The sequence below is a fragment of the Ensifer sp. GW823-FHT05D09 genome (assembly GCF_058795755.1).
This window is the reverse complement of record NZ_JBXAIA010000016.1, coordinates 1-26,622: the sequence shown is the minus strand read 5'-3', so window position 1 is coordinate 26,622 and position 26,622 is coordinate 1. Positions and strand designations below refer to the sequence as shown.

General features: G+C 60.5%; 31 protein-coding genes and 1 pseudogene. 13 read left to right on the top strand and 19 right to left on the bottom strand.

The features are described 5' to 3' along the window. Nucleotides 1-191: 191 nt before the first annotated feature. A complete protein-coding gene (locus AC1Q80_RS29225) occupies nt 192-890 on the top strand; it encodes a class I SAM-dependent methyltransferase (RefSeq protein WP_492362743.1) in 699 nt (232 codons plus the stop codon). Here the strand turns inward: AC1Q80_RS29225 and AC1Q80_RS29220 are convergent. The 4 genes from AC1Q80_RS29220 to AC1Q80_RS29205 are packed head-to-tail and all read right to left on the bottom strand — an operon-like array spanning nt 862 to nt 4,706. Then, nucleotides 862-1,659 (bottom strand): ABC transporter ATP-binding protein, encoded by a 798-nt coding sequence (locus tag AC1Q80_RS29220; RefSeq protein WP_492362742.1) that lies wholly within the window; start codon nt 1,657-1,659, stop codon nt 862-864. The genes AC1Q80_RS29225 and AC1Q80_RS29220 overlap by 29 nt on opposite strands. 8 nt (nt 1,660-1,667) lie before the next feature. Further along, nucleotides 1,668-2,702: a FecCD family ABC transporter permease gene (locus AC1Q80_RS29215; RefSeq protein ID WP_492362741.1), complete on the bottom strand. Its 1,035-nt coding sequence runs from the start codon at nt 2,700-2,702 to the stop codon at nt 1,668-1,670. Next, nucleotides 2,699-3,703, bottom strand: a complete 1,005-nt coding sequence (locus AC1Q80_RS29210; protein ID WP_492362740.1) for a FecCD family ABC transporter permease — start codon at nt 3,701-3,703, stop codon at nt 2,699-2,701. The genes AC1Q80_RS29215 and AC1Q80_RS29210 overlap by 4 nt, the downstream gene beginning before the upstream one ends. A gap of 19 nt (nt 3,704-3,722) precedes the next feature. Continuing rightward, a complete protein-coding gene (locus tag AC1Q80_RS29205) occupies nt 3,723-4,706 on the bottom strand; it encodes an ABC transporter substrate-binding protein (protein WP_492362739.1) in 984 nt (327 codons plus the stop codon). A 226-nt stretch (nt 4,707-4,932) separates the two neighbouring features. Here AC1Q80_RS29205 and AC1Q80_RS29200 point away from each other — a divergent pair, with 226 nt between their 5' ends. Further along, entirely contained in the window at nt 4,933-5,814 is an 882-nt protein-coding gene (locus AC1Q80_RS29200) for a LysR substrate-binding domain-containing protein (RefSeq protein WP_492362738.1), read from the top strand. Nucleotides 5,815-5,890: 76 nt separating this feature from the next. Here AC1Q80_RS29200 and AC1Q80_RS29195 read toward each other — a convergent pair. Continuing rightward, nucleotides 5,891-6,202: pseudogene (locus tag AC1Q80_RS29195) on the bottom strand (LysR family transcriptional regulator); the annotation flags it as partial. A 119-nt stretch (nt 6,203-6,321) separates the two neighbouring features. Between AC1Q80_RS29195 and AC1Q80_RS29190 the strand changes: the two are divergent. The 5 genes from AC1Q80_RS29190 to AC1Q80_RS29170 all read left to right on the top strand — a co-directional run bounded on the left by AC1Q80_RS29190 (nt 6,322) and on the right by AC1Q80_RS29170 (nt 9,732). Continuing rightward, nucleotides 6,322-7,026 (top strand): SDR family oxidoreductase, encoded by a 705-nt coding sequence (locus AC1Q80_RS29190; protein ID WP_492362737.1) that lies wholly within the window; start codon nt 6,322-6,324, stop codon nt 7,024-7,026. Between the two features lie 69 nt (nt 7,027-7,095). Next, the gene (locus tag AC1Q80_RS29185; protein ID WP_492362736.1) at nt 7,096-7,425 is read left to right on the top strand and encodes a DUF1330 domain-containing protein; all 330 of its coding nucleotides are present in this window, start codon (nt 7,096-7,098) and stop codon (nt 7,423-7,425) included. Next, on the top strand, nt 7,422-7,994 hold the full coding sequence (locus tag AC1Q80_RS29180; RefSeq protein WP_492362735.1) for a PNPOx family protein: 573 nt from the start codon (nt 7,422-7,424) through the stop codon (nt 7,992-7,994). Before AC1Q80_RS29185 ends, AC1Q80_RS29180 begins: the two co-directional genes overlap by 4 nt. Nucleotides 7,995-8,090: 96 nt before the next feature. Then, the gene (locus AC1Q80_RS29175; protein ID WP_492362734.1) at nt 8,091-8,675 is read left to right on the top strand and encodes a TetR family transcriptional regulator; all 585 of its coding nucleotides are present in this window, start codon (nt 8,091-8,093) and stop codon (nt 8,673-8,675) included. A 28-nt stretch (nt 8,676-8,703) separates the two neighbouring features. After that, nucleotides 8,704-9,732 (top strand): NAD-dependent epimerase/dehydratase family protein, encoded by a 1,029-nt coding sequence (locus AC1Q80_RS29170; protein WP_492362733.1) that lies wholly within the window; start codon nt 8,704-8,706, stop codon nt 9,730-9,732. On the opposite strand, the gene AC1Q80_RS29165 is transcribed toward AC1Q80_RS29170, so the two are convergent. Continuing rightward, the gene (locus tag AC1Q80_RS29165; protein ID WP_492362732.1) at nt 9,720-10,115 is read right to left on the bottom strand and encodes a MerR family transcriptional regulator; all 396 of its coding nucleotides are present in this window, start codon (nt 10,113-10,115) and stop codon (nt 9,720-9,722) included. The two genes, AC1Q80_RS29170 and AC1Q80_RS29165, sit on opposite strands and share 13 nt — an antisense overlap. A 70-nt stretch (nt 10,116-10,185) precedes the next feature. Between AC1Q80_RS29165 and AC1Q80_RS29160 the strand changes: the two genes are divergently transcribed. The 3 genes from AC1Q80_RS29160 to AC1Q80_RS29150 all read left to right on the top strand — a co-directional run bounded on the left by AC1Q80_RS29160 (nt 10,186) and on the right by AC1Q80_RS29150 (nt 12,263). Beyond that, nucleotides 10,186-11,169, top strand: coding sequence for an aldo/keto reductase (locus tag AC1Q80_RS29160; RefSeq protein ID WP_492362731.1), 984 nt, complete (start codon nt 10,186-10,188; stop codon nt 11,167-11,169). A 513-nt stretch (nt 11,170-11,682) separates the two neighbouring features. Next, nucleotides 11,683-11,883, top strand: coding sequence for a type II toxin-antitoxin system VapB family antitoxin (locus AC1Q80_RS29155; RefSeq protein WP_492362730.1), 201 nt, complete (start codon nt 11,683-11,685; stop codon nt 11,881-11,883). After that, nucleotides 11,880-12,263 carry a PIN domain-containing protein gene (locus AC1Q80_RS29150; RefSeq protein WP_173422861.1) on the top strand — a complete coding sequence of 128 codons (384 nt, stop codon included), beginning with the start codon at nt 11,880-11,882 and terminating at the stop codon, nt 12,261-12,263. The genes AC1Q80_RS29155 and AC1Q80_RS29150 overlap by 4 nt, the downstream gene beginning before the upstream one ends. Nucleotides 12,264-12,426: 163 nt before the next feature. On the opposite strand, the gene AC1Q80_RS29145 is transcribed toward AC1Q80_RS29150, so the two are convergent. The 10 genes from AC1Q80_RS29145 to AC1Q80_RS29100 all read right to left on the bottom strand — a co-directional run bounded on the left by AC1Q80_RS29145 (nt 12,427) and on the right by AC1Q80_RS29100 (nt 21,656). Further along, entirely contained in the window at nt 12,427-12,819 is a 393-nt protein-coding gene (locus tag AC1Q80_RS29145; RefSeq protein ID WP_492362729.1) for a cupin domain-containing protein, read from the bottom strand. 22 nt (nt 12,820-12,841) lie between these two features. Next, nucleotides 12,842-13,630 carry an SDR family NAD(P)-dependent oxidoreductase gene (locus AC1Q80_RS29140; RefSeq protein ID WP_492362728.1) on the bottom strand — a complete coding sequence of 263 codons (789 nt, stop codon included), beginning with the start codon at nt 13,628-13,630 and terminating at the stop codon, nt 12,842-12,844. Between the two features lie 103 nt (nt 13,631-13,733). Then, a complete protein-coding gene (locus AC1Q80_RS29135; RefSeq protein ID WP_492362727.1) occupies nt 13,734-14,678 on the bottom strand; it encodes an ABC transporter permease in 945 nt (314 codons plus the stop codon). A gap of 41 nt (nt 14,679-14,719) precedes the next feature. Next, on the bottom strand, nt 14,720-16,255 hold the full coding sequence (locus AC1Q80_RS29130) for a sugar ABC transporter ATP-binding protein (RefSeq protein WP_492362726.1): 1,536 nt from the start codon (nt 16,253-16,255) through the stop codon (nt 14,720-14,722). A gap of 48 nt (nt 16,256-16,303) precedes the next feature. Beyond that, complete coding sequence (locus AC1Q80_RS29125; RefSeq protein WP_492362725.1) at nt 16,304-17,239, bottom strand: sugar ABC transporter substrate-binding protein; 936 nt, start codon at nt 17,237-17,239, stop codon at nt 16,304-16,306. A gap of 22 nt (nt 17,240-17,261) precedes the next feature. Further along, entirely contained in the window at nt 17,262-18,026 is a 765-nt protein-coding gene (locus tag AC1Q80_RS29120; protein WP_492362724.1) for a glucose 1-dehydrogenase, read from the bottom strand. Between the two features lie 100 nt (nt 18,027-18,126). Further along, nucleotides 18,127-18,909: an SDR family NAD(P)-dependent oxidoreductase gene (locus AC1Q80_RS29115; RefSeq protein WP_173422872.1), complete on the bottom strand. Its 783-nt coding sequence runs from the start codon at nt 18,907-18,909 to the stop codon at nt 18,127-18,129. Nucleotides 18,910-18,986: 77 nt separating this feature from the next. Next, nucleotides 18,987-19,931, bottom strand: a complete 945-nt coding sequence (locus AC1Q80_RS29110; RefSeq protein WP_492362723.1) for a LysR family transcriptional regulator — start codon at nt 19,929-19,931, stop codon at nt 18,987-18,989. Beyond that, nucleotides 19,928-20,593: a TetR/AcrR family transcriptional regulator gene (locus AC1Q80_RS29105; protein WP_492362722.1), complete on the bottom strand. Its 666-nt coding sequence runs from the start codon at nt 20,591-20,593 to the stop codon at nt 19,928-19,930. The genes AC1Q80_RS29110 and AC1Q80_RS29105 overlap by 4 nt, the downstream gene beginning before the upstream one ends. Before the next feature lie 157 nt (nt 20,594-20,750). Further along, the gene (locus tag AC1Q80_RS29100) at nt 20,751-21,656 is read right to left on the bottom strand and encodes a LysR family transcriptional regulator (protein WP_492362721.1); all 906 of its coding nucleotides are present in this window, start codon (nt 21,654-21,656) and stop codon (nt 20,751-20,753) included. 111 nt (nt 21,657-21,767) lie between these two features. Here AC1Q80_RS29100 and AC1Q80_RS29095 point away from each other — a divergent pair, with 111 nt between their 5' ends. After that, nucleotides 21,768-22,835 (top strand): SDR family oxidoreductase, encoded by a 1,068-nt coding sequence (locus AC1Q80_RS29095; protein ID WP_492362720.1) that lies wholly within the window; start codon nt 21,768-21,770, stop codon nt 22,833-22,835. Between the two features lie 151 nt (nt 22,836-22,986). On the opposite strand, the gene AC1Q80_RS29090 is transcribed toward AC1Q80_RS29095, so the two are convergent. Continuing rightward, nucleotides 22,987-23,295: a NifU family protein gene (locus tag AC1Q80_RS29090; RefSeq protein WP_173422877.1), complete on the bottom strand. Its 309-nt coding sequence runs from the start codon at nt 23,293-23,295 to the stop codon at nt 22,987-22,989. After that, nucleotides 23,292-24,302, bottom strand: coding sequence for an amidohydrolase family protein (locus AC1Q80_RS29085; protein ID WP_209792943.1), 1,011 nt, complete (start codon nt 24,300-24,302; stop codon nt 23,292-23,294). Before AC1Q80_RS29085 ends, AC1Q80_RS29090 begins: the two co-directional genes overlap by 4 nt. Nucleotides 24,303-24,499: 197 nt before the next feature. Here AC1Q80_RS29085 and AC1Q80_RS29080 point away from each other — a divergent pair, with 197 nt between their 5' ends. Beyond that, the gene (locus AC1Q80_RS29080) at nt 24,500-25,387 is read left to right on the top strand and encodes a transketolase (RefSeq protein WP_327795899.1); all 888 of its coding nucleotides are present in this window, start codon (nt 24,500-24,502) and stop codon (nt 25,385-25,387) included. Nucleotide 25,388: 1 nt separating this feature from the next. Beyond that, the gene (locus AC1Q80_RS29075) at nt 25,389-26,375 is read left to right on the top strand and encodes a transketolase family protein (RefSeq protein ID WP_492362719.1); all 987 of its coding nucleotides are present in this window, start codon (nt 25,389-25,391) and stop codon (nt 26,373-26,375) included. 75 nt (nt 26,376-26,450) lie between these two features. Here the strand turns inward: AC1Q80_RS29075 and AC1Q80_RS29070 are convergent. Further along, nucleotides 26,451-26,622: aldehyde dehydrogenase family protein (locus AC1Q80_RS29070; protein ID WP_492362795.1), on the bottom strand; the 172-nt coding region annotated here is incomplete at its 5' end.

Here is a 26,622-nt window from a genome sequence, read left to right as displayed (position 1 = left end):
ACGACGATGCCGATATTGCCGGTGGATATCTCGCAGTCTCGGCATCGTCGTCCCGCTTCGATCGGACATGCACGAAAAGAATGGTGAACATCCAGCAATTTCCGGGCCTTCGCTCCTGCACTTCGCCCTATCGGGGCAAGTCTGCGTGTCTTAAGAAGACAGGCGCCAATTGAAGAGCACCGGAGCCCGCCATGACCCCTGACCGCAAGACCATCCCTACCTGGTACGTCGACCCGGATGCTGAAGACCGGATGTCCGATGGTCACGCCCCCATCTGGCGGCACCTCATCGAGCTAATCGTCGAGCGAGACCTCGCAGAGAAGAGTGTGCTCGATTTCGGTTGCAACCAAGGTGGCCTCTTGCGGCATCTGTATGCGATCCGGCCTTTCCGCAAGGCGCTCGGCATCGATATCGCAGAACAGTCGATCGCCAAGGCCGAGGCGTTCAAGGGAAATATTCCGGTGCAGCACGCGGTCGGTGGAACGCTGGAGAGGTGGGTCGAATCGTTCGATCTCGCCATCAGCCATGAAGTCATCTATCTCGTCGAAAACATCGATGCCCATGCCGCCGACATCTTCAAGGCCCTGAAGCCGGGCGGGGTTTATTACGCAGTCACCGGCTGCCACACCGACAATCCGCTCTGGCCGAAGTGGCGCGATCTAGTCGCCAAACGTACGAACACCGTCGTCCAGGACAGATCGATTACCGACTATGCGAAGGTCTTTGCCGCGGCCGGCTTCGAGGTCTCTGCCCGCAAGCTGGAATTCGACGGGTTCATATCGTTCATCCCGGACGGTTGGACGCCGGATTTCGCCGATGCCCTCGATTATTATACGCAGACCAAGATCGTCTTCCGTCTCGTCAAGCGTCCGGCCGAACGAGCTTCGTAAGCTCGACGTCGAAATGCGGCGGCTTGCCCGGAGCGACCTCGACGAAGTTCCCCTTGACGCGGAATATGCTCTCGATCAGGCCGGCATTCGCAAGCGCCTCCGGTTCACCGTCGAACCGGAGCTCGCCTTTCTCCAGAAGCGAAATGCGGTCGCTGACCGCGATTGCCTGGTTGATGTCGTGGATTGCCATGACGATCGTCACACCTCGCTCGCGGCTGAGGCGATGGACCAGGTCCAGCACCTCGACCTGGTAGCCGATATCGAGGAAGGATGTCGGTTCGTCGAGGAGCAGGATGCCTGCCTCCTGCGCCAAGGCAGCAGAAATCCAGGCCCGCTGTCGTTCTCCGCCGGAAAGTTCCTGGAGCGTTCGATCGGCAAGGCCGGCAAGGCCGGTGCTTTCAAGCGCCCATTCAATCGCGTCTTCGTCGTTCCGACCGTAGGATCGGAACAGGCCGACATGTGGGAAACGCCCTTGACGCACGAGCTGTGCCACGGTCATTTCGTCCGGAGCCGTCGGCTGTTGCGGCAGGAACGCCAGTTTCCTTGCGATAGCGCGTCGTGACATCGAGGCAACGGCAACGCCCTCGATTGCGGCCTGCCCGCCATGTGGCGCAATCAGGCCGGCGAGCGCCTGAAGGGCGGTGCTTTTTCCTGAGCCGTTTGGCCCGATCAGCGCGCGAATTTCTCCCTTTTCCATCGAAAGCGAGAAGCCATCGAGCGCCTTTCGCCGGCCATAGAGAACAGTCAGGTGAGAACAGGACAGGGGCATGAGCGATCTCAGGGAACCTTGCGCAACAATGCGAGCAGAACCGGCACGCCGATGATGGCGGTGACCACCCCGATCGGCACCTCTTCGGCCCCGCCGGCCAATCGGCCGATCAGGTCACCAAGCGTGACGATAACCGCGCCGAGGACGATGGTGAATGGGACGACGAGCGAAAATTGTCTTCCGGCGAGGAAGCGGGCAAGGTGCGGCACGACAAGTCCGACAAAGACGATCGGGCCTACCGCGCCGACTGCGCTGGCCGCAAGCGCGCAGGATACCAAGAGGACCAGCGAGAACTGCTTTCTGTAGGAAAGACCGAAAGAGCGGGCAACGGCTGCATCGAACTGGAGCATGATCAGCGGCCGCTGGATCACCGGCAGCATGGCAAGGCCGGCAATGGTGAACGGCAGCAGGAAAAGCGCATGGTCCCAGGTGCGTGCATAGAGGCTGCCGGAGAGCCATTCGAGGATGATCTCGATGCGTGCCGAGCCCCATCCTGCGATCAGGCCGATGGCGATGGCGTGAAAGACGGCGCCGATGGCGATGCCGCAGAGCGTAATGCGAAGCGGGCTGAGTTCGAGGCGAAAGGCCAGCAGATAAATGATGCCACCCGCGATCATACCGCCGGCCATTCCGGCGGCCGGCAGCCAGCCGATCGGCAGTTCGGCAACGGTATGGGAGCCCGGATTGAAAATATAGACCGTGAACAGCAGGAAAATCGTGACAGCGAGGGTCGCGCCCTGGGAAACCCCCATCAGCGACGGGTCGGCGAGCGGATTGCGGGTAATTGTCTGGAGGAGAAGTCCCGCCAAGGCGAACTGGATGCCGGCGAGCATTCCGGTCGCGATCCGCGGCAGCCTGATGTCGAGGATGATCGAGCGCGCTTGCGACGAGCCGCCGCCGGTCAATGCCGAGAGCACGTCTTCTGCCGGAATGTCGACGATGCCCAGGAACACTGCCGCCACGAACGACGAAAGGACGAGCAGCAAGGAGACTGGCAAAATAAAAGCGGCAGGCTTGCCGGCGCCCGACGGGCTCAAGCTCATGCGCTCTCCCCCTTGAAATCAAGCCGGCCACGCTGGATCAGATAGATGAAGATCGGTCCGCCCAGAAGGGCCGTGATGATGCCGACGGGCAGTTCTTTTGGAACGGCAACGGTCCGGGCAATCAGGTCGGCCGAAGTCACGATCAAAGAACCGATCGCGGCTGTCAGCCCGATCTCCAACGCGACGCCGCGCGGCCTGAGGAGCCGGGCGACGTGCGGCGCCGCCAGCCCGACAAAGGCGACGGGTCCAGCGATTGGGGCTATGCCTGCCACAGGGCAAATGCCGAGCACCAGCAGAACCGGTTTCCATAGATTGAGCTGGACGCCCATGCCGGCAGCGGCGTGGTCGCTGAGCGCAAACATCGAGATCACACGGTGGAGTGCCAGCGCTCCCGCCATGCCGATCACGACCCAGGGCAGCATCTGCAGGAGATGCGACCAGGTCCTGCCCGCAAAGCCACCCGATATCCAGAACAAGAGCGCGGTCGACTGAGGCCCGGCGCGCAGAAGCACATAGATCGTGATTGCGCCCAGGAAGAGCGAAACGCTGATGCCGCCAAGTGCGAGATGCAGTGGTCGGCCATTGCCGCCGCGCGCCACCCAGAACGTCACTGAGGCAGCACCAAGGCCTCCGGCCAGCCCGATGAAGGGGTAGTACATGCCGGAGACCCAGGGAAGGAGGACAAAGCAGGCGACGATCGGCGCGACCGCCCCCGCAGTGACGCCCGTAATGCCGGGATCTGCGAGCGGATTTCGCGTCAGGGCCTGAAGCAGATAACCTGAAACGGCAAGGCCCGCACCAGAAGCCGCTGCCGTCAAGCTCCGCGGAAGCCGCAGTGTCCAGACGAGGATCGAATCGATCCCGGCGTCGGGTTCGAAAAGCGCAATCAGCGCCTTATCGAACGACAAGGTCCTTGCGCCCGGCAAGAGCCCGACAACGATGACAAGCAGTGTCGCAACGACGACGAGGTGGATGGCTATCGAAGATTTCCGTGCGTCCATCGCCGTTGGGGCCGACCTGTTATTGCTGAACCTCTGCCGGGATGATTTTCGCGGCTTCGGCCTTGACGTCTACTTTCGGGAAGACATCGGGATAAAGGTAGTTGGCGGCCTCACGCAACACGATTTCGCGTGCGATCGGACCGTTTGTCTCCACCCAATGATCGCCGACATAGAAGACCCGGTTGTTCTTGACTGCCGTCAGCTGGCCCCAGATCGGATTGTTCTCATGCGGCCGGTCCGGGCCGTAATCGTAGATGAAGAGGACCTCAGGGTCCTTCTCAAGCATCGTCTCGAGGCTGAGATCGATGCCGAACTCCCCGCCCGGAGTCATCGCTCCGCCAATATTCTCTCCGCCGATCGCCTTCACGATTGATGCCGACGTATTTTCGTCGTGGAACGCGAACGGCACTTCTCCACCCCACATGATTGCGAACCGGGGATGGGTATCTTTTGGTGCTTTTTCCGCAACTTCGCTCAGATGCGCGCGAAAGGCCTTGTTCAGTTCGATCCCGCGCTCGGGTTTGCCGAGGATTTTCGACAGGTGCTCGATTTCCTTGTCGCTGCCGTCAAGCAGTTCCATGTTGTAGGCGACGTAGGGCGCGATCTTCTCCAGTTGCGGCGCGTTGCCGATCGTGTAACGGCGGATCGCGACGATCAGGTCCGGTTTGGCCTCCGAAAGGAGTTCGAGGTTCGGCTTGGCACGTTGGCCAATCTGCGTCATGTCCTTGGTGAGCCCGAGCAAGAATTCCGGTGGCCGGCCCTCGACCATATAGGTGCTGGCAACCGGCTTGATACCGAGCGCCAGCGCCAGGTCGTCGGCGAAGAACGAAATCGATGCAATTCGCTTGGGTTGGGTGGGAACCTTGACCTCGACGCCGCGGTCGTCGGTCACCACCTGGGTGGCCTCTTCGGCGAATGCCGGCAGGCCGGTGGCAGCGAGCCATGTAGCGAGGATCCCCGACAGCGCAGCGCGCCTTGTCGACGGAGCAAAATTCCAATTCATGGTTATCCCCCTGGATGACGGTCAGTAATGACAGTGGCGCGCGCAGGGCGGCGAATGGTGTTGCATAGAATGCATGCTTCTCCCCCGCCTGATGCCTGACGCCCCGCGGCAGCGTGCGTCCGATTTCCGGCCCTGGAACCCACCGGACTGGATTATCATTGTCGTTTCGCTGCAATGTGGATAGATACAGTCAAGTTATTTGCAAGCGAAAGATTCTCACGCCCGAATGAGAAATTCTCAATCCAATCGCATCAGGCTCCCGCCGCTGGCTACTCTGCCCGCGTTTTCGATCGCAGCACGCACGGGCAGCCTCACCTTGACGGCACGGGAGCTGAACCTCACACCCGGCGCCATAAGCCGGCAGATCAAATCGCTGGAAGAAACGCTGGGCGTCCAGCTCTTCCATCGCGGCCACAACGCGATATCGCTCACCGATGTTGGCCGGCAATATCTGATCCACATCAATGCGGCCCTGGCCACGATCGACAACGGCACGCGAGCACTTTTACCGGATCGGGTGCGGCTGGTGATCCAGGCGCCGATCACCATTGCGCGACGATGGCTCATACCTCGGCTCGGCTCCTATCTGCAGGGCAATCCCAACGTCGACCTCAACATCCAGTCGCTCGCGCTTGGCGCCGGCGATGTTCCCGATGTTACGGTAACCTATCGGCGGGGCTCAAACGAGGCCTTGTTTTCATCCGCTTTCCTTCTCGACAGGACGGTTGCGGTGTGCTCTCCGCTTCTGGTCGGCAACGCGGCGAAGACCATCGAACCGGAAGCGCTCCTCGCCCTGCCAGTGCTGCTCGACACAGCCGATGCCTGGTCATGGCGGCGCTGGTGCGAGGCGGCGGACATAGCTTTTCATCCTCGCGGCGGCAGCATCACGTTCGATACCGATGAAGCATCGATCGATGCCTGCATCAGCGGGCTTGGCATCGGCCAGGCGAGCCCTTCGCTGATCGAGCGGGAGTTGCGCGATGGACAGCTCGTCGTGCTTTGCCCGCAACTCAACCCGATAGTCGGCGGCTACGAGATTGCGGAACCAATGCCGACCGGCATTGCCCTCGGTTTCACCCAATGGCTGCTGGCTTGGAGGGACACCTAACCGAGTCGTTGAGCGTGGACTGAAGTTTGGCGTCAAGCACGATGTGAGACCAGCCTCCTCCCCTCACATGAACCAGGGTACTTGGCAAGCTGATCGCCAGCCTGACTGGTTGCGGTCGTAGATCGCCTGTAGCCCGCGCAATGATCTCGAATGCACGTCTGATATCCGCGATATAGGCACGGCCTTCCCCTGTGAGTGCAAGCGCCCGGGGGAGGCGCTCGAAGAGCTGGAGGCCGAGTTGCGCCTCCAGCCCGCGCACCTGCTGCGCCACCGCGCCCTGTGTGACACCGAGTTCCTCCGCCGCCAGCCTGAAGTTCAGGTGGCGCGCTGCGGCCTCAAAGGACTTCAGTCCATTCAGAGACGGGAGCTTTCCAAGTGCGTCGCTCATCCGATAGTTTTTCTACAGCTGAAATTCAGGAGAACTGATTGGCTCGCCAACCGTGCAGCATGATATCCCTGTGTTCAGACACAATCAATGAACGCGCTCGTACGGGAAGGAAGTTCATCATGGCAGTAGAAAAAGTAGCAATTGTAACCGCTGGCGGAAGCGGCATGGGGGCCGAGGCGGCCAAGCGACTGGCGGCTGACGGGTTCAAGGTCGCGATCCTGTCCTCCTCCGGCAAGGGCGAGGCGCTCGCCGCCGAACTCGGCGGCATCGGCGTGACGGGTTCCAATCAGTCGAACGACGATCTGAAACGACTGGTCGAGGCCACGATGGAGAAATGGGGCCGTATCGACGCGCTCGTCAACAGCGCAGGCCATGGCCCGCGGGCTGCCATCACCGAGATTACCGACGAGCAGTGGCATACGGGCCTCGATGTCTATCTGATGAACGTCATTCGCCCCGTCCGCTTGGTCACGCCAATCATGCAGGCCCAGAAATCCGGCGCGATCGTCAATATCTCGACCGCCTGGGCGTTTGAGCCGGCAGCGATGTTCCCGACCTCTGCGGTATTTCGGGCGGGCCTCGCGTCCTACACCAAAATCTATTCCGACACCTATGCGGCCGCCAATATCCGCATGAACAACGTGCTGCCGGGCTGGATCGACAGCCTGCCTGCCACCGAGGAGCGCCGCGATATGGTTCCGATGAAGCGCTACGGCACCAACGCCGAAGTTGCCGCCACGATTTCCTTCCTCGTCTCCGAAGGCGCTGGCTACATCACCGGCCAGAACCTCAAGGTCGATGGCGGCCTCACCCGGTCGGTCTGATAGCGAAGACAAGAGGCGCTCGGGTTCCACGCAGATAGAAGTCGCCTCCTACGTCACGGAGAAACACAGATGTCAGGATACTGGATTGTCAGAGGCGGCGACGTCGAGGACCGAGATGCGCTCACGGCCTACAACGACATCTTCGCTTCGGTCGCTACCCGCTATGGTGCGGAGATCATCGCCGGCAGAAATCGGGTAGAGACTGTCGAGGGCGACCATTTCCCGCGCCAGTTCATCGTGAGGTTCGACAGCTACGAGACAGCCAAAGCCTGCTACGACGATCCCGAGTATCATGCATCGCTCGAACTCGCGAACCGGGCATATTCCCGGGAGCTTTCCATTATCGAGGGGACGGGCAGCACTTCGCCCCGCGATACCGGGCACGAGGTGGCTCGTTGAACCTTCTCGAATTAGAAGCGTCCGCCTGGAGCGAACTTGAGAACGCTGCCGCCAATCCGGATTCAGGCTTCAGACAAGTCAATCTGTGTTCAGTTGATAAATCCAAGCGACCTCAGGCGCGCATGGTCGTGCTACGTCGTGGAGACGGGCGGAGCCGCCTCCTAGAGATTCATACCGATATCCGAAGCCGCAAGTGGCAGGAGATAGGATTGAATCCTTCGGTCACCATCCTCGGTTTCTGCAACAAATCCCGCCTGCAGATTCGTCTGCGGGGAATGGCGGAGCTTCATGGACTTGGCAGTGCGCAGGCAGACAGAGCCTGGAACCAACTCTCGCAGTGGACCCGAAGCACCTATACTGGTGGGCCTCCGGGTGATGTCTTGAACGACGAGCCACCGGTCACCGCGGACACGGCGGGCGAAGCTACCGGAAGGGCGGTTTTTGGGGTTGTGACTTTCCGCGCCAACGCGTTGGATTGGTTTCGGCTGGAGCGGGCAAACAACCGCAGAGCCGAATTCATCTACAATAATGCGTGTGAACTGGTGACCTCTCGTTGGATCAATCCCTGAAGGCGCAGCTCCCATCAGCCGCCGGTCCCGCGCAAGCTTGACAGATCGAGCCACAATTATTTATAACCATCCGGTTGGAAATAATTGGATGAGGCGATGGGCAGAAAGCGCGTAATCGATCAGCAGGCCGTTCTCGATGCGGCCGAACGCGTCGTTGGACGAGACGGCGCGGCAAACCTCACGATCGACGCCGTCGCCAAGGAGGCGGGCGTCAACAAGGCAAGCGTGCTCTACGACCACAAGTCGAAGCAGGCGCTGGTCGAAGCCGTCGTCGACCGTGCCTTCGAGCGCGACAATGCCCATCATGCCGGGATCGAGGAACAGATCGACGATCCCCAGGATCGAGCGATCCGGGGACGAATCCTTGCCGCGGCAGAACCGCCGCCGGAGGAGTTCCGGGCGGTTGCCCTCAACCTCAGCGCTGCTCTCGCACTAGATGCGGGACTGCGCGGCAAGATGCAGGACAATCAGGCCCGAACCATCGCCCGCATCGAGGAAACATCACCATCGCCGCGCGGGGCGCTTCTCGCGTATTTGGCGCTTGAAGGGCTGAAGTTCCTCGAGCATCTCGATTTCCACCATTTCACCCGCGAGGACCGCGACAGGGTTCTTCGAGAGATTAACTGGCTCGTGACGGCGGTTCCTGGAGAGATTGATCTCCCTGACGTCAAGGCGAACTGACCCCTCCCAATCCCATCAGGTGAATGACATGGCAGACAACATTGCCGCAGAAGCCGCGGCCACGGACAAACACGTCCCGTTTCAACGCATCTTTCTGACGGGGGCCAGTGGCTATGTCGGCCGCAACCTGATCCACCATTTCGTCGCCCGCGGGATCGAGGTCACGGCCTTAGTGCGTAGCGAGGCATCAGCTCACCTTGTCCAATCGCTCGGCGCAAAACCGTTCAAGGGCGACCTCTTCGACAGCCGCCTTACCGCCGGAATGGCAGGCTGCGATGCGCTGATCCATGCCGCGGCAAATACCGACCATGGCCCTGCGACAGAGAAGCAGCGGCGGGCAAACGAGGACGGCACGCGCGCCGTTCTCGATGCAGCCCGCGCCGCGGGTATCCGCAAGTTCATCCATCTCAGCACGGAATCCGTTCTCGCCACTGGCAGGCCGCTGGTTGATGTGGATGAGACCCTGCCGCTGCCCCTGAAGCCGGCAGGCGGCTATTCCCGCAGCAAGGCGGCAGCCGAGCGCATCGCCCTCGCTTCCAATGCTCCTAACTTTCCCGTCGTGGTGCTTCGCCCGCGATTCGTCTGGGGCCGCGACGACACGACGGCACTTCCCGCACTCACGGAGGCTGTTCGATCTGGCAAGTTTGCCTGGATCGGCGGCGGCACGTATCTGACCTCGACCACCCATATCGTCAATCTTTGCGTGGCCATTGAACTTGCGCTCGGCCGTGGTCGCGGTGGAGAGGTCTATTTCATCTCGGATGGGGAGCCCGTGCAGTTCCGGACCTTCGTCTCGGCCCTGCTGGAGACGCAGGGGCTGGCCATCCCCGACAGGACCGTTCCGCGCGCAATCGTCTGGACCGTGGCCGCGATCGGCGACCTGCTGGCCAAGGTGTCCGGTGGCAGGATCGTTCCGCCGCTGACCCTGCAATCCTATGCGACCTCGGCCGTGGAAGTGTCATTCGACATCGGAAAGGCCCGGCGCGAACTGGGTTATGCCCCGGTGATATCAAGAGAAACGGGATTGGCCGAACTCCGATCCCCTCAGCACTGGTAGTCTTCGAGGCGGGGCGCATCGTCAGGCTTGCCCGCCCTGATCCAGTCAACCTTGCCGCGAAGGAAAGATAGGGCCGCATCGAGTGCGGCCTTTCGTTCCTCCAATCTCGCGATCTGCGACTGTAGAACTTCGATCGTCCGTTCCGACGAATTCTCGCCCGCGCGATACTCCTCGTTGAGCGCGAGAATCTCTCCGAGCGAATATCCCAAAGCCTGTTGCAGCCGGATCATCCGGGCCGCCGTGACGTCTTCGGAACGGAACAGCTGGTAAGGGTTCGAACCGCCCTTAGCGCTACGCTCGGGCTTCAAAAGCCCCTTGGTGATGTAAAAGCGAATGGTATCGATCGGCAGATCGGTGGTTCTGGCGAATTCCGAAATCAACATCACTTAACCCTTGACCATGGACTACACTCAATACTTATAAGAGATGCTTGTCGAAAAATGGAGACCCAATATGACAAGCGCAATCACCACCATGCCTAAGGTTCAGCTCGGACAAAATGGACCCATGATCGGTGCCCAGGGGCTGGGTTGCATGGGCATGAGCGAATTCTACGGAGAGACCGACGAGCTTGAATCCCGTGCCACGCTCGAACGGGCGCTGGAACTCGGCGTGAACATGTTCGATACCGCCGACATGTATGGTGTCGGCGCGAACGAGGAATTCCTCGCCCCTTTCTTTGCCGCCAATCGCGACAACGTCGTCATCGCTACGAAGTTCGGCTACACACGCACTCCCGATAACCCGAACGACTGGAGCATCGACAACCGACCCGAGTTCATCCGCGCCGCGGTGGACCGTTCCCTCAAACGGCTCGGCGTCGATGTGATCGATCTCTACTACATGCATCGCCGGATCGATGCCGTGCCACTGGAAGAATCCATCGGTACGATGGGCGATCTGGTCAAGGCAGGGAAGGTCAAGTGGCTCGGGCTATCGGCGGTCAGCGCTGCCGAACTACGCGCTGCCCATTCCATTCATCCGATCGCCGCCCTGCAATCGGAATGGTCGATCTTCACCCGCGATATCGAGAAAGATGCGGTGCCCACTGCGGCGGAGCTCGGTTTGACGATCGTGCCTTACTCACCACTGGGTCGCGGCATGCTGACGGGCCAGGCATTTGCGGCTGCACTGACGGGAGATGATGCCCGCCAGCATTTTCCACGCTTTTCCGCTGAGAACCGGGACGTCAATATGCGCCTGATCGCCAAGATCGAAGAGATTGCGGCTGGCAAGGGTGTGACACCTGCCCAACTTGCGCTGACTTGGCTCTATGCCCAGTCCCGAAAGCTGAACGCAAAGACGGTTCCGATTCCCGGCACGCGCAAACGCAGCCGCCTCACGGAAAACGTGGCAGCGGCCGCCATCAAACTCACACCCGAGGAAATGCGCATGCTGGAACCGCTCGCAGCGGCCGTGCAGGGCATTGCGGTCTAAGCAGATCGATGCGCGGTCCATGGCCGCGCGTCAAAGGCAAGAGATACGGCCGCGTCGGGCCGATCCCCAGACCTCGGTGGCAAGAGCTCAGATGTCCGCTTTTCGTGTTGCGTGTCCCGGCAGCGGACGGTCGGCCATCGGCGCCGAACGGGACGTCAGAGTGCTCGATTGGCAATATCCGGTGGTAGCGCTCCTTGCTCGTTCCGAGGGGCGAGTCAAACGACAACGTTCCCCCGACTGAGACGACAGAAAGCCAGCGATATGCTGCCAGTTCGGTATATCGCTCCCATCCCTCGACTTGATGGGATACGAACCCGCGGCTCCTGCAGTTTTTGAATTCAGGGGTAAGACGTCGACGCATATCGCCGGCTAGGCCGCCCACTCACTTTACACTTGGGCCGCTCCAAGACAGGGCAAGGATGCCAACATTGCCGAATTTGCACGCGGACACCTAGCGTAGATTTCATCACCAAATGGTGCTATTTCAAGACACTTGAATCAGGAAACAAAACGATGCGCTCGACTATCAACCTCGACGACACGCTCATGGAAAGGGCCAGGTCCCTAACCGGCACGAAAGAAACCGCCGCTTTAGTCCGCCAAGCGTTGGAGACGCTTGTTCGTGTCGAGTCGGGAAAACGCCTCATCGCGCTCGGAGGTACCATGCCCGATGCAGAGGCAGCCCCGCGCCGCAGGAGCGTAGCGGCCAAGTGATACTTGCGGACACGTCTATCTGGATTGATCATTTCCGGCACGGCGATGCAGAGCTGCGTAGGATTATTGAGGACGATCGTCTCCTCTGCCATCCAGCCGTGATTGGTGAATTGGCACTTGGCAGCCTTAGGGATCGGGGTAGCGTGATAGCTTTCCTGGCAGCTCAACGCGAAGCGTTCGTCGCAACGCACGACGAAGTCATGATGATGATTGATCGCCACGCTATTTTCAGTATGGGCATTGGTTACACAGATGCCCACTTGCTGGCCTCGGTTCTCCTTGATCAGCGAGCGACCTTGTGGACCAGAGACAAGCGTCTGCGGGCAGCGGCTGACAAGGCGGGGGCTCTACTGCATGACCCTGCCAATGCACAGAACTAAATGGTGAATCAAAGTGATAACCGTTGTTCATGCTGATCTGAGGGTTGAGCTGCCAGAGGGCATAATTCCACGCGATACATTATGCGACTTTGGGCGCACAGAACGGGAACCTCCCATCGCAAGACGTCCGCCTTGGATCACACGAAGTTAAGATCGCCGACGTTTATTTTGGTCGTTCGACCATGTCATGCTCTCGCCTGAGCGAGCCCTTGAATTCGATTGTGGTGAAAGCAAGCTGTGAGGAGCCAATGTTCGTTAGATCGTGAACCATCGTCTCGTCCGCGGCAAAGGCGAACACCTTGCAGTCGCCGGCCTTGTAGTCGGTAACGACGGTGTTGCCGTCCGCGTACATGGAGCGAGACCGTCCTGACGTCAGTGCGATCCAGCAATAGTCCAGTTCGTGGCGGTGAAAGCCAAGGCGTTCGCCGGGTGCAAGGTTGATGTGCCAGACACGCACGAGGTCAGTTTCGGATACCAGTGTTTGTCCCACACGCTCGTCCGCGTTCGCGATCTCATCGCGAAAGGCCTTCGACATCGACACATTGCTCTGCGCCATCGGTACCATTCCGGTTCCTCCGTCATGTGGTGGGAATAACGCCACCATCGATATTGATCACATCGCCGCTGATGAACTCGGAGAGATCCGAGGCCAGGTAGAGAACAGCAGTGGCCACGTCGCGCGCGGCTCCAAGCCGACCCGCGGGCAGTCTGGATTCGGCAAGGAACGCATCCACTGCACCGTCGACCGTCGTGCCGTAGCGCTCGGCGAGCGCATGGAGGAAGCCACCCGGGCGGTCCCAGAGTTCGGTTCGAATGTGGGCGGGCGCGACCACATTCGAACGAATGCCCTTTGGCGTGAACTCGCGGGCAAGCGCCTTGGACAGAAGGGCGATGGCGGCCTTTGAGGTGCTGTAGTCCGGCAGCAGCGGGTGCGGCATGCGCCCGGCCTCCGAACCACAATGGATAAGCACGCCCCTCTTCTGTGCGAGCATGGCGGGGAGCACGGCCCGTGCCATGCGGACATAGCCCATGAGATTGACATTGAGCGTCTGCGCCCACTCCTCGTCCGAGACTTCGAGAAAGCCGCCGCGTGTCGGACAGATGCCGGCATTGTTGAAAAGCACGTCAATGCGACCGAAGGCTTTGAGCGCGGTGTCGGCCGCCGCTTCCCCTGCCCCCTTGTCCCCAAGATCGACCTCGCACGTCTGCCAGCGGTCAGGCGTGGCAAGGTCTTTCACCGGTGTCATGTCTCGGCTGACGCCCAGAACGCGGGCGCCCTCGGACAGGAACAGCTTTGCCGTCTCCAGCCCGATGCCGGAGCTTGCGCCCGTGACGATTACGACCTTGTCTTTAAGGTTCAGGTTCATGACTGCAGTCTCCTCCACATGCTCCACGATGGCCGCAGCAAGGATGCCATGGCAATCGAGGAGCACGTCAAGGTTTCTTCGGCATTCACCAACCGCTGTTCTGTCAAAGAAGCTTCAGCTTCGTCGTCCGCGAGACCACCGACACGGCGATCACGATGATGATGCCCTTGACGATGCTCTGCACGTAGGTGTCCATGCCCACCAGGTTCAGGCCATTGTTCATGATGCCGATCAGCAGCGCTCCGAAGAACGTCCCCATGACGGTCGCCGTGCCCGGGCGAAGCATCGTCATGCCGATGAAGACGGCAGCAAGGCCGTCCAGCAGATAGGTTTCGCCACCGTTCGGCTGGCCGGAACCAAGCCGGGCCGAAAGAATGATCCCGGAGATCGCAGCAAAGAGCGAACTCAGTGCCAGCCCATAGACCCGGTAGGAACGGACCTTGATGCCCGAAAGCTCGGCGGCCCGCGCATTGCCGCCGACTGCATAAAGGTAACGGCCGAAGGTCGTGCGCTCCATGAGGAACCACGAGGCGGCAACGACGACCAACATGATCAGTGCCGGATAGGGCAGGATGCCTGCGACCTTGCCCTGACCCACCGCCAGATACTCGGGGGGAATGCCACCATAGATCGCACGACCGCCAGAGATCATGAAGTTGATGCCCCACAGAATGGAACCGGCCGCAAGCGTCGCGATCAGCGAGGGAACGCCGACGCCGACGACGAGCGCAGAATTGATGAGGCCGACGGCAAGGCCAGCTCCGAGCGCGCCGACGATCGACAAGGGGATCGGCACACCGGCCACCATCAATAGGGGTGCCAGCAGACCGGCGAGCCCAACGACATAACCGACGGAAAGATCCATCTCCTTGGCGGCGAACCCAAAGGTCAGACCGACGGCGACGATCGTCAGCATCGAGATCTGCTGGAGGATGTTGACGAGATTGGTGCCGGTGAAGAACCGGTCCGTGCCGATCGAGAAAGCCAGGAAAAGGACGACCAGGACGGCAAGCGTGCTGTACTTCTGTACCAGTGTGCCAATGCGCATCGGGCGGGACGCTTTTTCCTGAGCAAGAGTTGTTGTCATGGTCATTGGGTTACCCCCGCAATTGCATTGATGAAGACAGCTTCGCTGAAGTCGCGGCGAGCGATCTGGTCGGCATCCCGACCGTTCCTGAACGCCACGACCCGGTCGGCCACATGGGCGATTTCGAGCAGATCGCTCGAGGCGACGATGACCGCCGCGCCGCGTTCGGCGAGCGAGATGATGAGGTCATGGATTTCGCGTTTTGCGCCGACATCCACGCCTTCGGTGGGCTCGAGAAAGACAAAGAGCTTGTACTTACCCTCGGAAGCGAATTGCCATTTGGCGACGGAGACCTTCTGCTTGTTGCCGCCGCTGAGCTCGACGATCTTCGTCTCCGCGCTCGACGTCTTGATGTTCAATCGCTTGATCAGGCGGTGGGTCTCGGCGCGCTCGCGCCCGTTCTGGACCACTCCGAACGGCTTGAGGCTGGTCTCCTGGATACCCGCCATCGACATGTTCTCCCGAACTGTCCAGTCGCCGATCATGGCATTGATCATCCGGTGATCGGGGATGAGCGCAGCACCGCGCCGTTTCATGTCGCGCACGCTGGCGCGCCCGACATCCTTGCTCTTGAAGCGATACTCCCCCGCCGTGGCAAGGCGTGGTTCAAACAGCGACTGGGCGAATTCGAAGTGCCCGGAACCGGTCAGTCCGATCAGTCCGACGATCTCGCCGCTGCGAACTTCCAGGCCATCCATGAGGAAGCGCGCACCCTGCCAGCCCTTGATATCGACGACGATCTCCGCGTCGTCGGCAAGGCTGCGTTCCGTAAGAGCGCTGTCGAACAGACGATGTTGATTGCCGGTCTGCCCGCGATTGAGCATGAGGTCGATCAGCTGGCGTTCAGTCACCTCGTGCCTCGCATTGGAGAGGTGGCTCACCTTGCGGCCGTCCTGCAGGACGGTGATCTCGTCGCAAAGATCGACCACCTCCTGAAGGAAGTGACTGATGAGAACCACCGCCATCCCGGCATCGGACAGTTGGCGGATCAGTGTCCAGAGGCTCTGTTTTTCCTTGGCCGGCAGCGTTGCCGTCGGCTCGTCGAGGATCAGGACCTTTGGACGCGAGTGCAGCGCGCGCAGGATTTCGATGACCTTCTGGTCGGCATAGGGAAGTTCATCGACCTTGCGATTGAGTGCGATTGCCGTTTCCGGGAACCACTGTTTCGCCAGCTCTTCCGCCTGCCGCTGAACTTCGCGCCGGTTGATGAAAAAGCGGCTTTTGACCGGCTCGAAGCCAAGACAGATGTTCTCGGCGCCCGTCAGGTGCGGCACCAGGCTGCCTTCCTGCGATACGAGCGAGACGCCGTTTGCAACGGCCGCCGCCGGATTTTCGAAAGCGACCGGCTGGCCTGCCATGCTGAGCGTGCCGGCCGTGGGCTGGACGGCGCCGCTCAAAATGCTGACGAGGGTCGTCTTGCCGGCACCGTTCTCGCCGACGATGCCGTGCACGCGGCCCTCGACGATCTCGATAGATACGCCGTCGAGCGCGAGCGTGCCGGGCCATTGCTTGGTGATGTTCTCAAGAACAATCGACATGTTGCACCTCCGAAATGGACGGGCGGTCGCACCGCCCGCCCGGCCGGTTCACTTGCAGTTGTCCTTGGTGAAGAGCGTCGCACCGTAGTAGACGATGTCCTTGCCGTTGGTGACCTCCTTCGGATGGTCACCATCCACCATGACGCGCTTGGCATAGGTCGCAAGATTGACACCCCACTCCTCGAACTGCTGCCGCCCGGTGGCGACGAACATGGAGTTGGGCTCGCAGATCGCCTTGATCGCCTCCGGGTGGCCGTCCATGCCCGAGACGGGCACGTTCAATCCGGCGCCCTGGAGCGCGGTGATCGCTGCCTGTGCCGGCTCGTCCCAGGGCGTCCAGACAGCGGTGATTTCTTCGCCGTAACGCGTGGCGAAGTCCTGAACGGCGTTCAGCGTTTCCTGGTAGAAGTTGGCCACGTCGAAATTGTATTCGCCGATGACCTTGATGTCGGGATACTCCTTCAGGATCGCCCGCAGCGTATCGGTACGCTCACGCACCGGCTTGATCTTGTCGGTGGTGATGATGATGAGGTTGCCCTTGCCCTTCATCTGGCTGATCAGGCTCAGCGATACCTCGGCGGACATCTGCCAGTTGTTCGTGGTGATGTCCGCGGTCGAGCCCGGGATCCAGCCGGAGTCGACAGTGTAGACCGGAATGTGTGCCGATTCTGCGCCCTTGAGCGCGTTACTGGACGCGCGCAGGTCCGCGTAGGTCACGTAGATGACATCGACACCGCGGTTGACGGCATCCTCGATGTTGTTGGCGACTTTCTCCGCAGACCCGGCAGAGTCGAGATAGGTCACTTCCCAATCGTCGATGTTGTTGTCGGTCAGGTACTTCTTGAAGCCGTCCTGCGTGCGCTGTTCGGCCTGGAAGGCCGCGTTGCCCTGGATCCAGCCGATCTTGACAGGTTTGGCGAGGGCCGGTGATGCGGCCCACAGGGCAAGGATTGCTACGCTGGTGAATTTCAGAACTGTCGACATGATTTTTCCTCCCACTCTGTCGTCAGATTGATAGAAAGCCGCCGTCGATATTCAGATCGACGCCGGTGCAGTAACTGGCCGCTTCGCTTGCGAGAAACACCGCCGGTCCGCCCACTTCGTGTGGTTGCCCCATGCGTTTCATCGGCGTCATCTCGGCGAACCTGCGGACATTCTCGGCCACTTCCGGGCGGCTGTTCATGGGCGTTGCCATGAAGCCCGGGCTCAGGCAGTTGACGCGCACGCCCCGCCCGGCCCATTCGGCTGCGAGGCTCTTCGTCAGGCGGATCACCGCCGCTTTCGTTGCGTCGTAGTGCGCCTGTTCCAGACCCGGGATCGCGGTCGAGCCACAGATCGACGCCATGTTGAGAATGGAGCCGCGACCACGTTCCAGCATGCGGCGGCCCTCGACCTGACAGGACCAGAAGAGCCCGTTGAGGTTGATGTCCATCATCCTCAGAAACTGGGACTGCGGCATCGTCTCGGCCGCGCTGACATTGGCAATACCGGCGCTGTTGACGGCGATGTCGATCTCACCGAGCTCCCGTTCGGCACGATCGAATGCGGCTTCGATCGAACTGCGATCGGTGACGTCACCGTCGAGGGCAAAGCCGCTTCGACCGGTGGCGGAGATCGCCGCCAGCGTCACGTCCTGACCTTCGGCACCCGACAGGTCGAAGCAGGCGACATCGGCACCCGCCTCGGCAAGCGCAATGGCGATCGCCTGTCCGAGACCACTGCCGGCACCGGTGACGAAGGCACGCTTGCCGCTAAGATCAAATCTTTTCACCTGCACCTCCCGAAACCTGCTGATTTTATTGATAAACCGATTGGCTCTTGCGATTGAGGACGTTGCCCTGAATTCACTCTTCAGCGCCGCTGAAGAAGGCTCAGAGTATGGCCCGGATGGTGCCGCCCTCCGCACGCATCGCCATGCCGTTGAGGTGCGGGCTTGCTGCGAGATGCACGACGCTGCGTGCGACTTCGTCCGGCTCGATCATTCTGCGGATAAGCGAGGTCGGCTCGGTTTCATCGAAGTAGTCGGAGACGACCGCTTCGCGGGTCGTGCCCTTCTCATCGGCAATTTCCTGGTGATAGCGACGAACGGCTTCGGTGTTCGTGGGCCCTGGCAGGATGGTGTTGACCCTGACCCGGGTGCCCTTCGTCAACTCGGCAAGCGCCCGCGACAGGCCGAGCAGACAGGTCTTCATGGCGCCGTAATGGGCCATCCAGGGCTGTGGCTTGACGGCGCTTTCGCTGCTGATGAAGACGACGCTGCCTTCGCCGCGCGCCAGCATCTCCTTCAGCACCAGCCGCGACATGCGTACGCCGGTCATGACGTTCACATCGAAATAGCGAAACCAGTGCTCGTCCGTCGTCTCGAAGAAATCGCGGACTTCGAAGATGCCGATGCTGTTGACGAGGATATCGACAGGGCGATGGGAGGAGGCGAAGGCATATAGGCGCTCGGCCTCCCCCTCGACCGTCAGATCCCCGGCGATCCCACGGCAGCGCTGGCCAAGAGCCGCGATGGTATCCCCAACCTCCGCGGCGCTGATGCCGCTCACGGTGACATCCGCGCCTTCGGCGAGAAAGACCGAGGCAATAGCGCGTCCGATGCCCGTGGCACCGCCCGTCACCAACACGTGTTTGCCGGTAAGACCATAATCCATTCTAAAAAATCTCCATGCGTCGTCGTTCGGTGGCCAGGAAGGCGCACCGTCGGAAGTTAGGATGATGTGGAACGCGATCAGGCGGCGCCGCGCAGCCTTGAATACTCGGTCCTGCAAAGCTCGGCGCTACGGCTCAGGCGCTTCACGCGCTGCAGGAGAAAATCGATGAACTCGGCCGTCCGCAGAGGCAGGCGATGTCTCGGTTCAGACAGGAGATGGATGATCTCGGGGTCACAGTCGAAATCCCTGAGGACGGCGACCAGCATTCCTTCTTCCAGTTCGCGCGCGACATCCCAGGACGACACGCGAATGAGGCCTTGGCCGGCCTTGGCAAGGTCGATCAGCGCCTGCCGGTCGGAAACGATGCGGTTGCCGCTGACGCGCACGAGCGTAGGTTCACCGTCAACGGCAAAACCCCATTTGTCGGCAGCGGTCTTGCCGTCGAGATAGACCAGACAGTTATGGACAACGAGATCGGACGGCGCATCCGGCGCCCCCATGCGCGCCAAATAGTCGGGCGCTGCACAGATCACCATCGGGTTTTCGCCGAGCTTGCGGGTGGTCAGTGCGCTGTCTGGCACCGCGCCGAAGCGAATGACGATATCGCAGTCGTCGTCGACCAGGTTGACGTCGTCATCACCAAGAATGAGGCGGAAACCGATTTCGGGATGCGCGGCGCCGAACTCGCTGGTCAACGGGATCAGGTACTTCCGTCCGAATTCCGTTGGCGCGGCGATGGTCACCGTTCCGTTCGGGTTTTTCTTGCGCTGACGCATTGTCTTGTCGAGCCGCTCGAAGTCCTCGAGGATCCCCTGCGATGTTTCGAAGAGGTAGCGCCCCTCCTCCGTCAGGCAAAGCGAGCGCGTTGTCCGCTTCAGGAGGGCGACGCCGAAGTGACATTCGAGTGCCTTCAGCCGCCCACTCATGGTTGCCGGCGACAGGCCAAGCTTCGAGGCGGCGAGCGAAAAGCTGTTCGACTTGACGATTTCCGAGAAGACGCGGAGGTCCTGGATACTATTCATTGGGCCGCCTCCACCCCGGGCAGGAACTGTCCGAGATTGCCCATGCTCGCGGCAAGGCCAGTAACAAACACTTCGACGCGCGCGCGGATGATCGGGTCGAGATCATCCGGTATCTTGTTGCGGTAGACGTATTTGCGCACGCCCATGTAGAAGAAGCTCGAGTGAAAGCCCCAGACGATCTCAAGCACCAGTTCGTCAGCCTTCGGACCGGACGGAACGGCAACGCCAGCTTCCGCGGCAATCTCGGCGAAGATCAGCGGAAAGGTCGTTTCGTGCAGCAGCCCGAGATATTTCTGTGTGATCTGCGGGTCTTCAAGCGCCGATGCGATGAAAATCCGGATCCAGCGCTCGTCGAGGATCGCAGCCGTATAGGCCCTGAGGTAACGGACGAGACGTTCGCGGATCGACAGCGATCGATCGGCGAGCAGCTCGTTCCAGCCCGGATCCCAGCGCTTCAGATAGACTTCGTCATAGATCTTCTGGAGCAGGTCGTCGCGGTTCTTGAAATAGCGGTAGAGCAGCGGCTGTGAAACGCCGAGCGCATCGGCCAGTTCCCGCGTCGTAAACCGTAGTCCTCTCTGGGCGACGAAATCGATCGCAAACTCGAGGATCTGCTGCTCGCGGTCAGCCGCGTCGAGGTATTTTCGTGCTGCTTTTGCCATAGCCTATCGTTCCGACACGCGGTTGGTGTCAGCCCTTCATGCTTTTGAAAATCAGACTTGGCTCCGACCTGAATAACGGCCGGGAACCTCCCATGCTCTCTCCCTGAGCTGACATAAAAACTACCACCGCCACCAGAATTGATCAAGTGATAATTTATCACCTGATAATTTCTCGTATCGACCGCGCCAAGAAGTCGAGGAACGTGCGAATTCTCTGTGGAACATGCGTCTGGGCCGAAAAGATCGCCGAGATCGGCTCGGTCTCTCCCGCATCCCAGGGAACGAGCAGCCGGACAAGACGCCGCTCGGTAAGATCCCGCCCGACGTGAAACGCGGAAAGCCTGGCGATGCCGGCTGCTTGAAGGGCGAACAACCGCATGGATTCGCCGTTGTTGACGACCAGCCGGCCGCCAACGTCGACATCAATAGAGGCACCATCCGCAGGATCCTTGAACTGCCAGGTGCTGAGGTGCGGACGGCCACCGAAGGTCAGGCACGCGTGCTGACGCAATTCCTCAGGCCGGGCCGGTTCGCCATGCCGGGCCAGATAGTCTGGCGAGGCGACGATGTGCCTTGGTGAATCCAGCAACCGACGGGAACGTAACGAAGAATCGCGCAGAACGCCCGTCCGGATCGCGATATCTGTCTTCTCCGCAATCAGGTCGACGGGTTCGTCGCTGAGTTCGAGATCGATGCGCATGCCCGGGTTTTCGTCGAGAAACCGGACGACCAAAGGCGAGAGCACATGCGTGCCGAACGGCAGGTTGGTGCTGACCTTCAGAAGCCCGCCGATGGCCTCGGCCTTGCGCGCGATCTTTGCCTCGGCCTCGGCGATTTCCTGTACGATGGCCCGTGACGTCGTGTAGAAATCGCTGCCCTCAATGGTCAGTCGAAAGCTGCGGGTCGAGCGGACAACGAGCTGAACGCCGAGACGCTTTTCAAGCCGCGTGACCAGCTTGCTGATGGCCGATGGCGACATCGAAAAGATGCGGGCCGCCGCCGAGAAGCTACCAGCATCGACGATCGTCACGAAGACTTCCATCTCGAGAGCGCGGTTTTGCATCCCAAATACCATTCGTGAATTCTATTCACTTCAGTTATTCCCCAAGCCAGCCTACCTGACCAGAGGGTAAAGCGTCATCCTCTCGCCCACACATCACAAAGGGAGGAATCCATGTATCAAAAACGCGCATTGATCGTCGGTGCAACGGGAATCGTCGGGCTGAACGTTGCCGAACATCTCAGAGACCTCGGCGGCTGGGAGATCCACGGCGCCTCACGCCGGCCACCGCTGGGATCGTCGTACATCAAGCCGCACGCGGTTGATCTGTTGAAGCGGGACGAGGCGATTGCCGCCCTTTCGCACCTTGCACCGACGCATGTCTTCTATTGCTCCTGGACGCTGGGGTCGAACGAGGACGAAAACATTCGCCTCAACGGCGACATGCTGAAGAATGTTCTCGACGCCTTCAAGGACAAGGGTTGCCTGCAGCACGTCGGCGTCGTCACCGGCACGAAGCATTATCTCGGCCCTTTCGAGGACTACGGCAAGGTCCAGCCGGTCACACCATTCCGTGAAACGGCGCCGCGGTTGCCGAAGAAGAACTTCTACTACGAGCTCGAAGACATCGTCATGGCCTATGCCGCCGAGTACGACTTCGGCTGGTCTGTCCATCGCTCCCATACGATCATCGGCTATGCGGTCGGCAACCTGATGAACATCGGCGCGACGCTTGCCACACACGCTTCCATCTGCAAGGCGACCGGCAGGCCGTTCCGCTTCCCCGGAAGCCCGACAGCTTATCGCGGCCTCAACGACATTACCGATGCGCGTATCCTCGCCAAGCAGATCGTTTGGGCCGGCACCGAGCCGAACGCCCGCAACGAAGCATTCAACGCGGTCAATGGTGATGTCTTTCGTTGGGAACAGCTCTGGCAGACGATCGCCGACTACTTCGAGATCCCGGTGGCGGAGTACCCTGGGCAGTACAACTCCCTTGCCGAACAGATGAAAGATCTCGGCAACGATTGGGCCCGCCTTGTCGGCGACCACGGCCTTCAGCCGAACAAGCTCGACCGCCTCGCCTCCGCATGGCACACCGACCTCGACCTCGGTCGCCCGATGGAATGCGTCCACTCGATGGCAAAGGCCAGGGCGCTCGGCTTCACTGAAACGCAGGACACGGAGCGCTCCTTCGTCGACGTGTTCGACCGGCTGCGCGCCGAACGCATCATTCCCTGAGCACAGAGCCAACTCGAAAAACTCCAAGGCGCGCCCCCGGGCGCGCCGTTTTGCGTTTGGCGGTTGGAACATCAAGCAAGCGGCGAAGGACACAGAAAAACCGCGCTCCTTGCGAAACGCGGTTTCAGTCTTTCCACAATTCCTTGCCTTGTCAGACGATGAGCGGTCTCGATCCCAGTCGACGCGCCAGTCGATCCAGCGTCTTGAGGCTCGCATTGACCTGCTCGCAGCGGACCTCCGCCACGCCGTCCACTTCCATGAGATAGGTGCGGATCGGACCGACATAGGTCATCGCCATGTTGGGGCAGGCCTTGCACGCGCCGACGAGCTTGATGCTGACGACGCCCTCCGGGCTGATATCGGCGATTTCGATATCGCCGCCGTGGCCAAGGATCAGCGGCCGGATGCGCGCGAAGGCGGCCTCAAGCGCGTCCGGTGATATGGTGGGCCGGGCAGTCATGCGACCAGCCCCAGCTCGATCTTCTTGGCTTCGATATCGATGCCCATGCCGCGGGCAAACGCCTTGCCGAGGATGTTTTCCTTCATCTCGCGGGTGATTTCCGGATAGCCGTAGCGTTCCTGCAGTTCCTCCGGCATTTCGAGGTTGGCGAGCGTATCGATATAGGTCTGCACGTGCGGCCAGATGAAGGCCTCCGAGCCGTAGCAGATACGATCAGAGCCGACGTAGAGCAGCGCTTCTCCAAGCCGCGCCAACATCTTCCAGGGCTGAAGGTAGTACTGGTTAAACCAGAGAGGCAGGATCAGGTAGATGTTGTCGAAACGGCTGGCGATCGAGATCGTCTCGTCGACGTAGGGATCGCCAAGATGGTGAATTCCGAAGTTGAGCTCGGGAAAATCCGCCGCAGCATATTGAATGTCGTTGGGTTTGAAGGCTTCGACAGGCCCCAGTTCCAGCGGGAAGCCCTTGTGGAACTGCACCATCTTGATGCCAAGCTCGATCGCCTTCTCCCAAAGGGGATAGGCAATATCGCGATCATCCGCGCGCCAGGAACAGCCGCGGCGTTGATACTGATAAAACTTCATGCTGACTGCGCCGAGTTCCTTGACCTGGCGCTCCATCTCTTCGAGCGCGAAATCAAGACCATGATAGGCCGGGTCGACGCCGCCGGTCAGCACCACGCGCTTCGGATTCGATTTCGCGAAGGCATCGCTAAGTTCGACCGGGCCGAGCCCCGCCCGCCAGTGCGAAAACAATGGCACGGAGCAGGCGCTCGCCATGTCGGTATCAGAGTTCTCAAACAGCATCTTGTTGCCCCATTCGAGATCGGGGTTCGAGAAGGTTTCGGTTTCCGGTGGCGGACCGCGGCGACCTGTCAGGTTAATGAATCCGGCGATCTGCGAGCGCAGCAGTTTGACGCGCCTGCCATCGCTTCCCGGCTTGATCTGGTTGTCGCCGAAGTCCTGCGTATGGACCGCCGCGTCGAAAACAAACATCCCGTCTTTCATTGCTTACCTCCTTGAGAAAACCGCCGCCTTCACTTGCGTCCCTCTCTAAGTAACATGAGCCAACCCGTTCATTTCTTTGGAATAGTTGAAGATTGTTTTCAGCTAATCGTGCGGGCGGCCGCGCGTTTCTCCAGCTAAAACAGACCTCGTGATCAAGCATCCCGTGGGGCGACCCACCTTGAGGACGAGGACAGCACGTGACCCAACCAAGCAGGATCGAAACAACCGGGGGCCGAAACAGCCTCAGACCGAATGACGAGGAGATTGCATTCCTCAAGGACCGCGCCAAATTCTGTCGCCTCGAGACAATTAGGCTGATCGAAATCGCGAAGGTAGGGCACTACACCTCCGTCTTCTCCGCGGCGGAGCTGTTCTCGGCACTCTACTACGACGCCATGGACCTGAGGCGCGGTGAACCGAAATGGGAGGATCGCGACCGTTTCATGATGGGCAAGGGGCACGCTGCCGTCGGGCTCTTTCCCATTCTCGCCGACCTCGATTTCATCGATCGCGACGTGCTTGACGGTTACACCCGCCTCGGCAATCCGCTCGGCGACCATCCTGATATGACAAAGGTGCCCGGTATCGATTTCAGCTCGGGTTCGATCGGCCACGCACTTTCGGCCGGTTGCGGAATGGCGCTCGCCGGCCGGATGCTGGGCAAGGACTTTTGCACTTACGTGATGATCGGCGACGGGGAACTGCAGGAAGGCCAGGTCTGGGAGGCTGCCCTTTTCGGCGCGCACAACAGACTCGGAAAGCTGATCGGCATCATCGATCGCAACGGCTACCAGCTCGACGGCTCGGTTGACGACATAATCGGCGTCGAGCCGATCGTCGAAAAATGGCAGGCGTTTGGCTGGGAAACCCATGTCGTTGACGGCCACGATGTCGCTGCTGTCGCAACCCTGTTTCGCACGCTCAAGTCCGATCGCGAGCGGACCCGTCCGGTGATGATCGTTGCCGAGACGGTCAAGGGCAAGGGCGTCTCCTACATGGAGACCGAACCGGGCTGGCACCTCGGCTATCTCGATCCTTCGGATGCTGCGCGCGCAATTGCCGAAATCGAAGCGATGGAGATCTGAGATGAACAAGCCGCTTTCCGACAAGTCCTGGCAATATCGCCAGCTCAATGCCGTGACGCCCGGCCTCGACGCGCTCTCCGACGCGCTCATCGAACTCGTTGCCGCAGGCGAACCGATCGTGGCCGGCACGGCCGATCTGCAATACTCGAACGGGCTTGCGAAATTTCATGCGCTCCATCCCGATCGCTTCATTCAGTTCGGGATCTCCGAACAGAACATGGTGTCGGCCGCAGCCGGGATGGCTGCCGTCGGCATGAAGCCCTATGTCGCAACTTTCGCATCGTTCCTCGCGCTTCTCTGCTGCGAGCAGATCCGCATGGATGTCGCCTATTCCAAGCTGCCGGTTCGGCTGATCGGCCACCACGCCGGCATCTCGCTCGGCTTCTACGGCACCTCGCATCATGCGACGGAAGACCTCGCCATCATGCGGTCGATCGCCAACCTGACGGTAATCGCGCCCGCCGACGGCAATCAGCTCAAGGAGGTGATAAAGGCGGCGAACGACTATCCGCATCCGATCTATATGCGCATCCAGCGCGGGCGCGATCCCGAAGTCTATGCCAACCGCCAGCCGTTCACGATCGGTAAGGCGATTTCTCATTATTCGGGAACCGACCTTACGATCATTGCCACCGGTTCCACCGTGCACCCCGCTCTCGAAGCGACGCGCGCGCTGCGGGCTGCGGGTGCCAGCGTCGGCTTCCTCGACATGGCGACGGTAAAACCGATCGACCGCGATGCCATTCTTGAAGCGGCGGCGCAAAGTCCGCGGATCCTGACGATCGAGGAGCACAATGTGCTTGGGGGCTTGGGTGGTGCGGTTGCAGAGGTGCTGGCGAGTGAAGGTCTAGCCGTCAAGCTGACCCGTCACGGCATCTACGATGAGTACAGCCTGATCGCACCGCCCACTCACCTCTACGCACACTATGAACTCGACGCGAAAGGCATCGAGGCCCGCGCAACGAGGCTGCTCGACAGGAACGTGTGAAAACTGCAGCGCCTGCCGTTCTCTCAAAAAACCGCGGAGTTTAGGCTCCGCGGTTTTTTCCTTGTCGTCTCTGTCTTACGCAACGCCGCCGAGGCAGACATATTTGATCTCGGTGAATTCCTCGATGCCGTATCTGGAGCCCTCGCGGCCGAGGCCGGAGAGCTTGACGCCGCCGAACGGTGCTTCCGCGGTCGAAATCAACCCGGTGTTGACCCCGACCATGCCGTATTCCAGCGCCTCGGCCACG

What these genes read in the sequence shown, in the direction of transcription:
- AC1Q80_RS29225 (WP_492362743.1), top strand. Translation starts at nt 192, where the DNA reads ATGACCCCTGACCGCAAGACCATCCCTACCTGGTACGTCGACCCGGAT.
- AC1Q80_RS29220 (WP_492362742.1), bottom strand. Translation starts at nt 1,659, where the DNA reads ATGCCCCTGTCCTGTTCTCACCTGACTGTTCTCTATGGCCGGCGAAAG.
- AC1Q80_RS29215 (WP_492362741.1), bottom strand. Translation starts at nt 2,702, where the DNA reads ATGAGCTTGAGCCCGTCGGGCGCCGGCAAGCCTGCCGCTTTTATTTTG.
- AC1Q80_RS29210 (WP_492362740.1), bottom strand. Translation starts at nt 3,703, where the DNA reads ATGGACGCACGGAAATCTTCGATAGCCATCCACCTCGTCGTCGTTGCG.
- AC1Q80_RS29205 (WP_492362739.1), bottom strand. Translation starts at nt 4,706, where the DNA reads ATGAATTGGAATTTTGCTCCGTCGACAAGGCGCGCTGCGCTGTCGGGG.
- AC1Q80_RS29200 (WP_492362738.1), top strand. Translation starts at nt 4,933, where the DNA reads ATGAGAAATTCTCAATCCAATCGCATCAGGCTCCCGCCGCTGGCTACT.
- AC1Q80_RS29190 (WP_492362737.1), top strand. Translation starts at nt 6,322, where the DNA reads ATGGCAGTAGAAAAAGTAGCAATTGTAACCGCTGGCGGAAGCGGCATG.
- AC1Q80_RS29185 (WP_492362736.1), top strand. Translation starts at nt 7,096, where the DNA reads ATGTCAGGATACTGGATTGTCAGAGGCGGCGACGTCGAGGACCGAGAT.
- AC1Q80_RS29175 (WP_492362734.1), top strand. Translation starts at nt 8,091, where the DNA reads ATGGGCAGAAAGCGCGTAATCGATCAGCAGGCCGTTCTCGATGCGGCC.
- AC1Q80_RS29170 (WP_492362733.1), top strand. Translation starts at nt 8,704, where the DNA reads ATGGCAGACAACATTGCCGCAGAAGCCGCGGCCACGGACAAACACGTC.
- AC1Q80_RS29165 (WP_492362732.1), bottom strand. Translation starts at nt 10,115, where the DNA reads ATGTTGATTTCGGAATTCGCCAGAACCACCGATCTGCCGATCGATACC.
- AC1Q80_RS29160 (WP_492362731.1), top strand. Translation starts at nt 10,186, where the DNA reads ATGACAAGCGCAATCACCACCATGCCTAAGGTTCAGCTCGGACAAAAT.
- AC1Q80_RS29155 (WP_492362730.1), top strand. Translation starts at nt 11,683, where the DNA reads ATGCGCTCGACTATCAACCTCGACGACACGCTCATGGAAAGGGCCAGG.
- AC1Q80_RS29145 (WP_492362729.1), bottom strand. Translation starts at nt 12,819, where the DNA reads ATGGCGCAGAGCAATGTGTCGATGTCGAAGGCCTTTCGCGATGAGATC.
- AC1Q80_RS29140 (WP_492362728.1), bottom strand. Translation starts at nt 13,630, where the DNA reads ATGAACCTGAACCTTAAAGACAAGGTCGTAATCGTCACGGGCGCAAGC.
- AC1Q80_RS29135 (WP_492362727.1), bottom strand. Translation starts at nt 14,678, where the DNA reads ATGCGCATTGGCACACTGGTACAGAAGTACAGCACGCTTGCCGTCCTG.
- AC1Q80_RS29130 (WP_492362726.1), bottom strand. Translation starts at nt 16,255, where the DNA reads ATGTCGATTGTTCTTGAGAACATCACCAAGCAATGGCCCGGCACGCTC.
- AC1Q80_RS29125 (WP_492362725.1), bottom strand. Translation starts at nt 17,239, where the DNA reads ATGTCGACAGTTCTGAAATTCACCAGCGTAGCAATCCTTGCCCTGTGG.
- AC1Q80_RS29115 (WP_173422872.1), bottom strand. Translation starts at nt 18,909, where the DNA reads ATGGATTATGGTCTTACCGGCAAACACGTGTTGGTGACGGGCGGTGCC.
- AC1Q80_RS29110 (WP_492362723.1), bottom strand. Translation starts at nt 19,931, where the DNA reads ATGAATAGTATCCAGGACCTCCGCGTCTTCTCGGAAATCGTCAAGTCG.
- AC1Q80_RS29105 (WP_492362722.1), bottom strand. Translation starts at nt 20,593, where the DNA reads ATGGCAAAAGCAGCACGAAAATACCTCGACGCGGCTGACCGCGAGCAG.
- AC1Q80_RS29100 (WP_492362721.1), bottom strand. Translation starts at nt 21,656, where the DNA reads ATGCAAAACCGCGCTCTCGAGATGGAAGTCTTCGTGACGATCGTCGAT.
- AC1Q80_RS29095 (WP_492362720.1), top strand. Translation starts at nt 21,768, where the DNA reads ATGTATCAAAAACGCGCATTGATCGTCGGTGCAACGGGAATCGTCGGG.
- AC1Q80_RS29090 (WP_173422877.1), bottom strand. Translation starts at nt 23,295, where the DNA reads ATGACTGCCCGGCCCACCATATCACCGGACGCGCTTGAGGCCGCCTTC.
- AC1Q80_RS29085 (WP_209792943.1), bottom strand. Translation starts at nt 24,302, where the DNA reads ATGAAAGACGGGATGTTTGTTTTCGACGCGGCGGTCCATACGCAGGAC.
- AC1Q80_RS29075 (WP_492362719.1), top strand. Translation starts at nt 25,389, where the DNA reads ATGAACAAGCCGCTTTCCGACAAGTCCTGGCAATATCGCCAGCTCAAT.